This window comes from Xanthomonas pisi DSM 18956, from assembly GCF_001010415.1.
GTDB lineage: Bacteria > Pseudomonadota > Gammaproteobacteria > Xanthomonadales > Xanthomonadaceae > Xanthomonas > Xanthomonas pisi.
This window is the reverse complement of the sequence record NZ_JPLE01000015.1, coordinates 57,692-69,464: the sequence shown is the minus strand read 5'-3', so window position 1 is coordinate 69,464 and position 11,773 is coordinate 57,692. Positions and strand designations below refer to the sequence as shown.

General features: G+C 65.7%; 9 protein-coding genes. All 9 read right to left on the bottom strand.

Going from position 1 to position 11,773, the window contains the following annotated elements:
- Window positions 1–320: 320 nt before the first annotated feature.
- The gene (locus tag Y887_RS03715) at window positions 321–1,157 is read right to left on the bottom strand and encodes an anti-sigma factor (RefSeq protein WP_046963069.1); all 837 of its coding nucleotides are present in this window, start codon (window positions 1,155–1,157) and stop codon (window positions 321–323) included.
- Entirely contained in the window at window positions 1,154–1,717 is a 564-nt protein-coding gene (locus Y887_RS03710; RefSeq protein ID WP_046963068.1) for a sigma-70 family RNA polymerase sigma factor, read from the bottom strand. The genes Y887_RS03715 and Y887_RS03710 overlap by 4 nt, the downstream gene beginning before the upstream one ends.
- A 58-nt stretch (window positions 1,718–1,775) precedes the next feature.
- Window positions 1,776–2,141, bottom strand: coding sequence for a membrane protein (locus tag Y887_RS03705; protein WP_046963067.1), 366 nt, complete (start codon window positions 2,139–2,141; stop codon window positions 1,776–1,778).
- An 85-nt stretch (window positions 2,142–2,226) separates the two neighbouring features.
- Window positions 2,227–3,015, bottom strand: coding sequence for a hypothetical protein (locus Y887_RS03700; protein WP_046963066.1), 789 nt, complete (start codon window positions 3,013–3,015; stop codon window positions 2,227–2,229).
- A gap of 331 nt (window positions 3,016–3,346) precedes the next feature.
- Window positions 3,347–3,766 carry an Rnf electron transport complex subunit RnfB gene (gene rnfB / locus Y887_RS03695; RefSeq protein ID WP_052764931.1) on the bottom strand — a complete coding sequence of 140 codons (420 nt, stop codon included), beginning with the start codon at window positions 3,764–3,766 and terminating at the stop codon, window positions 3,347–3,349.
- 6 nt (window positions 3,767–3,772) lie between these two features.
- Window positions 3,773–4,363, bottom strand: a complete 591-nt coding sequence (locus Y887_RS03690; protein WP_046963065.1) for an HAD family hydrolase — start codon at window positions 4,361–4,363, stop codon at window positions 3,773–3,775.
- 632 nt (window positions 4,364–4,995) lie between these two features.
- A complete protein-coding gene (metG, locus tag Y887_RS03685; protein WP_046963064.1) occupies window positions 4,996–7,086 on the bottom strand; it encodes a methionine--tRNA ligase in 2,091 nt (696 codons plus the stop codon).
- A 249-nt stretch (window positions 7,087–7,335) separates the two neighbouring features.
- A complete protein-coding gene (locus Y887_RS03680) occupies window positions 7,336–7,785 on the bottom strand; it encodes a DUF2147 domain-containing protein (RefSeq protein ID WP_046963063.1) in 450 nt (149 codons plus the stop codon).
- Window positions 7,786–8,180: 395 nt separating this feature from the next.
- Window positions 8,181–11,771, bottom strand: coding sequence for an ABC transporter permease/M1 family aminopeptidase (locus tag Y887_RS03675; protein ID WP_046963062.1), 3,591 nt, complete (start codon window positions 11,769–11,771; stop codon window positions 8,181–8,183).
- Between the last annotated feature and the right edge of the window lie 2 nt (window positions 11,772–11,773).

Here is an 11,773-nt window from a genome sequence, read left to right as displayed (position 1 = left end):
GTTATCGAAACCCTGTACGCAAGCTGCCGGCAAACAGATGCACCAGCCCGCTTGATCGTCGCATGCAAGGGCGGGATTGACGCGTTTGCGCACCCCGATGACGCAAGCGCGCACATCGATCTGTGCGCTCAGTATCACTGACGCAGATGAGGTGGGTTGTGAAGTGGCCGGCGCGGACAGCGCGGTCGCGCGTGCAGCGGTCGTGCCGCGCAGGCGTGCTCATCCCGGTACGAAAGGCACGCAATGGCAGTGAGCGAGATGACTCCATCGCGCCGTTGCTGCGCCCCGTCCGGCGGCGCAGCAACGGCCCGTGCATCCGATCAGGGCGCCATCGCCAGCGTACTGATGCCGCCCTTGGCGACCACCGTGCCGGTGGCCACGCCACCCGGCGCACCGCCCGGCGGTTCCAGCGTCACCGCCAGAATCGCCTCGTTGCTGAGCATGGGCATCAGCTGGTCGGGAATCTGTGCGCGCCGCGCGCGCTGATCGTCGAAGGTCCCCATCGAATGCGCCTTGCCGTCCGGCGTGATCAGCCACAGCTCTGGCACCTTGTCGGCGGTGGCGGTGCGATCCAGCGGCGTCACCGTGATGGTGTGCTTGTCGGCATCCATCAGCGCCACATAGCCCGGACGCCCGTCTTCGGTCGCCAGCGTCGAGGTCATCGCAATGCCGGTCTCCGGCGGTGTGGTGGCCGCAGGCGGGGTGACCGGCGTCTGTACCACCGGCGTATCGCCCACAGGCGGTACCGGTGCCGGCGGCGTGCGCAGGTTCAACAAGGCGAGCACGCATACTGCAGCGGTCGCCAGGCCGCCGGCGCTGGCCCAGCGCCACACGCGCACGTTGTTCCACAAGGGCGTGGCCGGGGTGCCGGTCGTGGCTGCCGGCGCGGCCGATGTCACCGCACGTAGCGGCGTGTCGAAGCCCAGCGCCTGCCGCACCTGCGCCCATACTTGATCGGGCGGGGTCACGGCAGCGATGTCTTCCAGCAGCGGGGCCAGCAGATCCTGCCACTGCAGGACCGCCTGCGCGAACTGGGCGTCGGTGGCGATGCGTTGTTCTGCTGCCAGGCGTTCTTCTGCGCTCAGCAGGCCAAGCACGTACTCGCCGGCCAACACTTCGCGCGGCGGTTCCTGGTCGATGGGAAAGGGCGTGCTCATCGTTCCAGACATGCCTTGAGTTTGGCCAGGCTGCGGCGGATCCAGCTTTTGACCGTGCCGATCGGTGTGTCGGTACGCGCGGCAAGTTCCTCGTAGGTGATGCCTTCGAAGAACGCGGTGCGAATCAGTTCGCTGCGCGGCGGTTCGAGTTCGGCCAGGCAATGGTCGATGCGGCGACGCGTGTTGGCGCGCTCGGTGCGCTCCAGCGGCGACGCATCGCCATCGCGCAGTTCGCCGGCATCGTCCAGCGCGACGTTGCGGCGCTGCGGCGCATTGGCACGCAGATGATCGATCGCCTTGTTACGCGCGATCATCGCCAGCCAGGTCAGCCCGCGCGCGCGCGCAGGATCGAACTGCCCTGCCTTGTGCCAGATCAACGTGAACACGTCCTGCAGCACCTCTTCGGCCTCGGCACGTTGCGGGATCATGCGCAGGCACACCCCGAACAGCTTGGGCGAGGTCTGCCGGTACAGCGCTTCGAAGGCATGCCGGTCGCCGCCCGCAGTTGCGGTCAGCAGGCGTCCGGTTTCATCGTCGTCGTGGCCAGGAATGGCACTCATGCGGTCGGGCGTTGGGTAAGGTGGGGGCGATGCTACCGGACTGCGCAGGCGCTGTCTGTCACTTGCGCAGCCACAACAGCACGGCGGCGAGCAGCAGCAGGATCTCGACACCGGCGAGTGCGACGGTTGGCGCGGACACCGGCCACAGCCGCGACAGCGAGACGCTGCGGAACAACACGATGGGTATGTAGAACGCCAGTGCGACCAGCAAGCCGGTGCGCGGTTGATTGATCCAGGCGAAGTAGCCGAACAAGAACGCCATGCCCAACTGCAGCCCGCCATAGATGACCAGATACTCCGATTGCCCGGCCGGCGAGAGCTGGGTATAGCCCACCGCGTTTGCGGTCTTGGCCGGCGACAGCGTGCACCAGATCGCCAGGACGACGTAGAGCACTGCGTTGAGCCAGAGATAAGCCTTTGCCATGGACGTGTTCCTGTACAGGGAGTGGGTGCCCGGGCCGTTGTACGCAACGGCGCGTGGTCGAACGTGAAGATGGCGCGGGCCTGGTTCATGACGCGGTGCAGCTGCGGGTCAGCGGCTGCTCGCGTGCCTGGCGCAGATCGTCCGCACTGGCGGCACGCGCAGCGGTGTCCGGAAACACGATGCGCACGCGCGGGTAGCGCCCCTGTGCGTCGCGCAGATTGCCCACGCCGCGGAATTCGAGCAGACGTTTGCTGGCGATCGCGTAACGCACCTCCAGCGAGGGCACTGCCGCGCCATACCAGGCGTCGAGCGAAATGCGGAAGCGACGCTGGCCGGCGCTGTCGTCGACGCGTTCGACCCGGAACGCCAGCTGCCGCTGCAGGCTGGGCAAGACGAAGTCCACGCGTTGCGAGGCGCTGGCCAGTGCATCCCAGTGATTGCGCAGATAGGCATCGAAACCGGCATCGATCACGCGCTCGTCTTCGCCGGCCGGTAACGCCGTGCTGCGCTCCGGCTTGCCGGGCGGCTGCTGGAACATCTCGCGCACGCCATTGCGCCTGCGTACGCCTTCGCGGTAGCCGTCGCGACCGTCGATCAGGCTGAAATCGGGCGAGGTGCCGCCGCCATCGACCTGCTTGCGTGCGAACGCTTGCCCGTTCGGGCAGCGGTACAGCACCAGCCGCCCGCCATCGTCGAGCAGCCAATGCGACTCGCGGTAGCGCAGCGCGCCCTTGTCGGCATCGAAGACATCGCCGTCCACCCGCGTGACCGCCACTGCGCTGAGCGGCGCGCTGCCCAGCACCAGCAGCAGCAACGGCGGAATCGGCCGGCAGCGGAGTGCCAGCGCAGCAACGACAGCAGCGAATGGGCGCATCGGCCGATTCCTCGATGGGAGTGCCTATGCATACGGGCACAGCCGCAGCATGGATGCGCCGGCGGCGTCAGGACGTTCCTGACCGACTGTGGGGCGCGGCCGCCGTGGCTGGTTGCCTTGGCGGTGGCGTGGTTCCGGTGCGTTGCGCGGGCGAGGCGCCGCTGGCCGTGCCGACAGGCCGATTTACCGTTGCCAAGTGCGTCGAAGTGCCTGGCAAACCCTTGCCACGGTTGTCATCGGTTGTGCGCCTGCGCGGCGATCGCAGGGCCACAGGTGGCCGATGCAACATCCACTGCCGGTCGTGCAACGCACCGGCTAGCGCTCGCTTTGCCTAGTCGACGGCGCGCAACGCGATGCAATCCACCGGGCACGCCGGCAGGCAGAGCTCGCAGCCGGTGCACAGCGGCGCGATCACCGTGTGCATGTGCTTGGCCCCGCCGACGATCGCATCCACCGGACAGGCCTGGATGCACTTGGTGCAGCCGATGCAGTCGGCTTCCACGATCCAGGCGACCTGTGGTGGTTTGTGCGCGCCGCGGCTGCGATCGAAAGGGCGCGCCGGCACCTCCAGCACCTGCGCCAGGGCACGTGCGCCCGCATCGCCGCCGGGCGGGCAATGGTCGACGTCGGCCAGCCCGTCGGCCATGGCCTGCGCATAGGGGCGGCAGCCGTCGTAGCCGCATTGACCGCATTGGGTCTGTGGCAGCAGGCGGTCGAGACGTTCGACCAGGGTGGGCGCGGGGACGGGCATGCGCGATCAGTGCAGCGGATTGCCGCGATACCAGCGCTGTTGCGCCAGTGCCAGCATCGGCTTGTCTTCGCGGCTGTCGCCGTAGGCGTGCACGCAGTCGTACTGCGACAGGTCATAGCGCGCGCGGATCTGCGCGGCCTTGTGCGGTCCGCAATCGCCGTCGGCATACCGTCCGCTCAGGCGGCCGTCGCTGTGGTCCAGCCGGTTGCAGATCAGCGACAGCCCATGCTGCGCGCACCACGGCTGCAGATACAGATCCACCGATGCCGACACCAGCACCACCTCATGCCCTTGCGCCTGGTGCCAGTCGATATGCTGCATCATCTCTGCACGCAGCACGCCCGGCAGTGCGCTGCGTGCGTAGTCCACGCCGTGCGCGCTCATCTCCTCCAGCGCACGGCCGCTGAACACCATGCGCGTCACGCGCGCGCGCAGCGCGGCGGCGGACACCATGCCCAGCCGATAGCCCAGCACCCACGGACCGACCTGCCACTTTGCCGACGCCAGCTGCGCGGGCGTGGCGACCTTGCGCAGGAAGCGCGCATAGGTATCGCAGGTGGTGATGGTGTGGTCGAAGTCGAACAGGGCCAGGTGCATGCGGGCGGGGATTGGGGAGTCGGGATTGGGGATTGTAAAAGCGTGGTGACTGATTGTTCGCTTCTCCTGAAGGCGGGAGAGGGGCTCTGGAATCCTCCTCTTCTCCTATCGGGAGAAGCGCTCTGGAATCTTCCCTTCTCCCGCATGCGGGAGAAGGTGCCCCGCAGGGGCGGATGAGGGGAGTTGCGCAGCCACGCGCAGGTGGACGTTACCAGGGCTTCGCCCCGTACCCTCACCCCAACCCCTCTCCCGGCGGGAGAGGGGCTCTGGAATCTTCCCCTTCTCCTATCGGGAGAAGCGCTCTGGAATCTTCCCTTCTCCCGCTTGCGGGAGAAGGTGCCCCGCAGGGGCCGAGGAGGGGACTTGCGCAGCCAAGCGTGGATGGCACGTTACCGGTGCTTCGCCCCGTACCCTCACCCCAACCCCCTCCCGGCGGGAGAAGGGCTCTGGAATCTTCCCCTTCTCCTATCGCGAGAAGCGCTCTGGAATCTTCCCTTCTCCCGCTTGCGGGAGAAGGTGCCCCGCAGGGGCGGATGAGGGGACGCGCCAAGCAAGCGGGTCAGGTCTCCCTCAACAATCGGTTCCGGCTTCTACGAATCCCGAACTTCCAATCCCGACTCCCCAATCCCGCGTCACCGCACAGGCATGCCCGGCTGGGCGCCACCATCGGCATCCAGCAGCGCCAGGGCGCCGCCGTCGAAACCGGCCGACAGGATCATGCCTTCGCTGATGCCGAAGCGCATCTTGCGCGGGGCCAGGTTGGCGATGAATACCACGCTGCGGCCCACCAATGTCTCCGGTTCGCCGTAGCTGCCACGGATGCCCGAGAAGATCTGCCGCTTGCCCAGCTCGCCGGCATCCAGTTCGAAGCGCAGCAGCTTGTCGGAGCCTTCCACGAATTCGCACACCAGCACCTTGCCGATACGCAGGTCGAGCTTGGCGAAGTCGTCGATGCCAATAAGACCTGTATTCGAGACGGAGGCAGGGGAATTGGCCGGCATAGCCGCCTTTGCATCGGTTTTAGCCGCCTTTGCAGCGTTGACGGTGGCCGCAGCCGGGGCTGCAGGCGCGGCGAGTGTGTCTTTTGAGGCGTCGGTCATGGCGTCGATCTGTTTGGGGTCGATACGGGTGAACAGGGCGGTATAGGGCTGGATCGTGTGCGCGGTGAGCGGGCGCTCCACGTCTTCCCAACTGGTCATGGGCGCCGACAGGAAGGCCTCGGCCTCGGCACAGGTGCGCGGCAGGATCGGCTTGAGTGCCGCAACCAGGATGCGGAACAGGTTCAGGCCCTGCGTGCACACCGATTGCAGCTGCGCATCGGCGCCCTCCTGCTTGGCGATCACCCACGGCTTGGTGTCGTCGATGTACTTGTTGGCCTCGTCGGCCAGCGCCATGGTCTGGCGGATCGCGCTGGCCGCGTCGTTGCGCTCGTAGGCCTCGCGGATCGGCGCCAACGCGGCGACGAAGCGGTCGTACTGCGCCGGATCGGGCAGCGCATCGGCCAGCTTGCCGTCGAAGCGCTTGCCGATGAAGCCCGCGCAGCGGCTGGCCAGGTTGACGAACTTGCCGACCAGATCGGCATTCACCCGCGCAATGAAGTCGCCCAGGTTGAGGTCCAGGTCGTCCACCCCGCCGGAGGATTTGGCCGCGAAGTAATAGCGCAGCGCCTCCGGCTCCAGGCCCACGTCCAGGAAGGTCCGCGCCATCACGAAGGTACCGCGCGACTTGGACATCTTGGCGCCGTCCACGGTCAGATAGCCGTTGACGTGCAGGCGCGTGGGCGCGCGATGGCCGGTGCCGTGCAGCACCGCCGGCCAGAACAGGCCGTGGAAATTGACGATGTCCTTGCCGATGAAGTGATGCAGCTCGGTCTGCGTGCCGGCGACCAGATGCGCGTCGAAGTCTTCGCCCATCTGTGCGCACAGCGTCTTGAAGCTGCACAGGTAGCCGATCGGCGCATCCAGCCACACGTAGAAATACTTGCCCGGCTGGCCGGGAATCTGGAAACCGAAGTACGGCGCATCGCGCGAGATGTCCCAGGCGCGCAGGCCGCCTTCGGTATCCAGCCACTCCTTGAGCTTGGCCTTGACGCCGGGCAAGGCCACATCGCCGGCCAGCCACTCGCGCAAAAAGCCGTCGAAATGGCCCACCTCGAAGAAGAAATGCTCCGAATCGCGCAACTCCGGCGTGGCGCCGGAAATCACCGACCTGGGCTCCTTCAACTCGGTTGGCGCATAGGTGGCACCGCAGACCTCGCAGTTGTCGCCGTACTGATCGGCGCTGCCGCAGTTGGGGCAGATGCCCTTGATGTAGCGGTCAGGCAGGAACATGCCCTTGGCCGGGTCGTAGAACTGCGCAACCGAGCGACGGCTGATGTGGCCGGCCGCTTCCAGCTTGGCGTAGAAGGCCTCGGTCAGCTCGCGGTTGACCGGCGAATTGGTCGAGTCGTAATGGTCGAAGGTCACCCCGAACGCGGCGAAATCGCGCTCATGGCTGGCCTGGATGTTGGCGATGAAGGCTTCCGGGGTCACTCCGGCCTTCTCGGCCGCCAGCATGATCGGCGTGCCATGGGTGTCGTCGGCGCAGACGAACCAGGTCTTGTCGCCGCGCAGGCGGCGCGCACGCACCCAGATGTCGGCCTGGATATAGCCGACCAGATGGCCAAGATGCAGCGGCCCGTTGGCATACGGCAAGGCGGTGGTGACGAGTGCGGTGCGGGTCATGGCAGGCGTGATGCGGGGGACAGCGGATTATCGCATTAGTCGGGAGCCGGGATTGGGGCTTGGAGATTGGGGATTCGTCAAAGCAGGATCAGGCTGCCTGCCTGTCCAGACGCGCGGCGTTAGCCATGTCTGCGGCACCCGCAGCCGGTGATCCCGCCCAATAGGACAAGCCCTCAAAATGCGCCGACGCACAAAAAAAGGCGTCCCGAAGGACGCCCGCTCTTGCGAATCCCGACTCCCCAATCCCAGCTACTCACGCACCCAGGTCTGAGTACGGCCCAACGCCTCGATGCCGACGTAGCCGCGCATCTGCAGCTTCTTGCCGCCTTCGGTCAAGGTGATCTTGGCCTTGTAGGTCTTGCCCTTGGCCGGGTCCAGCACCGAGCCACCATCCCATACGGCGGTGCCGTCGGCCTTGAGGCCCCACAGGATGGTCATGCCCTTGATCGGCTTGCCCTTCAGCGCACCATTGCACTTGTCGCAGGTCGGGTTGGGCCCATGGTTGGACTGCAGGATCTCGACCACCTTGCCGCTCAGCGTGCCGTTGGCGGCCTGTTCGATCTGCACCACCGACTTGGGCTTGCCGGTCTCGTCGTCGATGGTCTTCCAGCGGCCCACCGGCGAATCGGACGCCTGGGCCAGCAGCGAAGCGGCGGCCAGCGGCAGGGCCACCATCAGGGTCTTGAAGGTCTTGCGCATGTGTCCCCTCCCAGGGATTGCTGTGGCCGCCGTCGGCGGCCTGATGGCGAATGTATACCGTGGGGTATGGTGCGGGAAAGACGCGCTGCGGGATGCGTTCATGCCGCGCGGCGGCGCTGCCGTGACTGGGCCGACTCCACCGAGAGCGCCGGCTGCGCAGGCTGACCGCGTGCGGGCCGGCGCTAAGTCGGCAAATCCTGTCGTGCGACGTGCGTTGTCCGACATCCGGGGGGACGGATGAACGCAGTCCGTTCGCTGCGACCGAGTCGACGACGCGCGCAGGGCGCGTCGTCACATCGGCCGTTGCGAGCTTGTTCGGCTCGCTTGCAGTCGCTGGCTGCGCGTCGCCGGTCCCGGCCGACCGGCGATCACTGGCCAGTGACCGCGATTGCCTGCTATTGCAGCGTCACCCGCTTGCGATTGTCGTCCGGCACCCGGTCGATCAGCTTGTTGTCGGGATCGAAGCCGGCTTCGATGGGCAGGGCGTCGACGATCAGGGTGAAGCTGGGCGTGGCGCTGGTGACGTGCTGCCGCTGCAGCGCCAACACCGGCGCCTGCGCGTTCTTGCCGGCGGGCAAACCGTAGATCCCGACCTCGATCCAGTCGTCCATCGGCACCGCATGCTCCTTGCCGCGGCCATCGGCCTGCAGCTTGGCCGCCTGCGCCTGCACGGTCACATCGAAGCGTCCATCCGGCCGCTTGCGGGCCTGTGCGCTCACCACACGGTTGTCGTAGAAGGTGATCTTCTCGAACAGGTCGGTGATCATTGCCTGCTGGTCGGGGCGAGCCTCGGCACGAATGGCCTGCAGCAATTCGGCCGAGGTGGTGTAGGGCGGTTGCTGAAACGCCTTGGCCTGCAGGAAACGCTGCAACGCGCGATTGAGCGCCTGCTCGCCGATCTCGTCGCGCAGGCGGTAGAACGCCAGCGATCCCTTGCGGTAGTGGATGTATTGCTGGTTCTCCACCCGGTACAACGGCTGCTCATCGACAGTTTCGCCGCCGCGACCCTCCAGATAGCGGTCCAGTTCGTACTTGAGGAAGCGGCGCATGTGCGCACGCCCGTACTCGCGCTCCATCACCATCAGCGCCGAGTACTGCGCCAGCGATTCGGACAGCAGCGTGGCACCCTGCACATTCGCACCGATCACCTGATGCGCCCACCACTGGTGCGCCACTTCATGCGCGGTCACGTAGAACACGTAGTCGATGTCGTCCTTGTCGCGCAGGTCGGCGATGAAACCGATCGATTCGGAGTAGGGAATGGTATTGGCGAACGACTGCGCAAACCCCGCATAGCCCGGGAACTCGATGATGCGCACCTGATGATGCTGGTACGGGGTGAAATTGGCCTCGTAATAGGCCAGCGATTTCTGCACGCTCTCGATCATGCGTTGCACGTTGTAGGGGTGCTTGGGGTCGTAATAGATCTCGATCGGAATCTTCTTGTAGTAGGCCTTGCGCACCTGCCAGCGCGCCGACAGGTACGCATAGAAGTTCAACATCGGGCGATCCATGACATAGCGGAAGCAGCGCCTGCCAGCCTGCTGGAATTCTTTCTGCAGATAGCCCGGCGCCAGCGCAATCTGGTCCGGTGCGGTGCAGATGGTGCTGGCGAAGCTGAGCCAGTCGGCATCGTCGCTGACGTAGGTGTTGGCGCGTGCGGCCTGGTCTTCCAGTTTAGGCATGCGCGTGGGCTCGCCCAGACCACGCTTGCGGCGATCGTTGCGGTCGGTGATCTCGGTTTGGCTGTTGTAGCCGAACCAGGGCAATACCTGGCTATTGAAGAAACTGCCGTTGGCGACCAGATCGGTCTGTGCCTGCCCGGCGGTAATGCCATGCGGATGCTGGTCCACGCGGAAGCGGAACACGCGCTCTTCGCCGGGTTGCAGCGGGCGCTGCAAACGGTAGATGCGGTAGCCGGCCGGACTATCGTGGGTGATCAGCGTCTGCCCGCCCAGATCCACGTTGACCAGGCTACGGTCGCCAGTGCGTCCCTGCATGCCGAGATGCACTTCGCTGATCGGCGCGCTGTGGGAATTGCGCACGGTCCAGGTGGCATCGATCACGACCGATTGCGTTTCCGGATGCAGGTCGACATGGTTATCCACGGCAATGATGCGCGGCTGCGGCAGGTCCTTGTACTTGCTGTACGCACGCTCGTAGCGCGCTTGCAGGTCCAGCTGCTGCTCCGGCGACAGGAAACTGTTGTAGACGTTGGTGTTCCAGTACAACCAACCGCCGATCGCCGCAAAGCCGAGCAGGCTGACCGCCAATGCCACGCCGGTCGCGCTGCGCAAGCGCTGCACTGCCAGGCGCCCCCGCTGATGCAGTCCATGGCCGACGCCGCGTGGCCACAACGCCGAGGACAGCAGCAACAAGGTCAGCAGGAAGACGCCCCAATAGCCCTGGAACCACAACTGCCCGGGCAGGAAGTGGCCGAAGCCGTTCATGTCCGAATACGGCGCGTTGGGCCAGCCTCCGAAGTTGTACAGATTCTGTGTGTAATCCAGCAGCGACAACGCCGATTGCCCGATCAATACCAGCATCAGCAACGCGTAGCCGACGAACTTGTTGTTGCTCAGTACCTGCAGCACCAGCGCCATGCCGCCCATCAGTACATACAGTACCGAGCCAAGCGCCAGGGTCTTCAGATACAGCAGCGGCTCGATGGTGGTGTAGCCGCGGCCAAGTTGCAGCGCGATCGAGGTCAACGCGCCGGCGAGCTGGAAGCTGGCGATCACTGCCAGCAAGGCCACGAACTTGCCAAGCAGGGGAACCCAGTCCGGCACCGGCATGGCATCGGTGATGCCGTCGATGCGGTTGCTGCGCTCCTTCCACACCAGTTCGCCGGCGTAGAACAGCACCACGATGATCAGCAGAAAACTGTAGCTGTTCTGCTGCGCTTGCAGCATCAGCGAGGTGACCGGCAGCACGGCGGTACCGTACAGGCGCGCATTGAACAGTGCGGTCGGGATGAAGTTGGCCAGGCCCAGGATCAGCAGCACCACGAACGGCGCGCTGCGCAGCACGCCGAGCGTATCGAAACGGATCTGACGCAGCAGTTGCTCAAACGCGGTGGTAGCGGTGAAGGCGGGTGTCACGGTGAGGCGGGTGGTGGTGACGCGCACGCTGGCTGCCTGTGCGCTGGTGGATGCAGCAGGCGCCACGCCGCGGCGACGACGCGTGCCGCTACGTTCGGTGCGAAACAGTGCGAAGGTCGCCGCGAACAACAGCCCGCTCATGCCCAGCCACAGGGCGCGATTGGCGAGCAGGTAACCGGTCAACGGAGGGAGCTGCAGGTTGCGTTGTTCGGCCGACCAATAGCGCAATGTCTGCGACAGTGCGCGGATGCCGAGTGGATCGGACAGGGTCGCGAGCCAGACGTTGTCCAGATCGGCCAGCAGCGCACGGCTCACGCCGTACAGCACGAAAAACACGATGACGCCGATGTAGACCCACAGGATGCTGCGCGTGGTCACCGCCAGCACCGACAGCAGCGCGGTGGTGAACAGCAGGTTGGGCAGCACCAGCACCAGCAGCGACCACAGGTATGGCAGCAGCGTGACCGGCCCCAGCCGCGCCTGGTCGATCCACGGCATGAACTGCGCCACGAACATGCCCAGTGCGATCACCAGATACATCACCGTGCCGGCGATCAGTGCCGCACCGATCCGGCCGACCAGGTAATCACGGCGGCGCACCGGTGTGGAGAATACCAGCTCCGCAGTGCCCAGCTCGAAATCGCGCAGCAACGCGTTGCTGACGAACAAGGCAGCCACCAGCAGACCGAGCAGACTGAAGATCGCCAGGACGCTGGCGATGACGGTCGGCGCGTTGCGCAGCACATTGCCGATGCCACCACCGATCTGCACGGCATCGCTGGAGAGTGCGGCGAAGGCCAGCAAGGCGTACAGCCCGGCCAGCAACCACAAAAAGGGCGAGCGCAGCTGTTCGCGCAGCTCGAAGCGCAGGAACGCCAGGATCATGG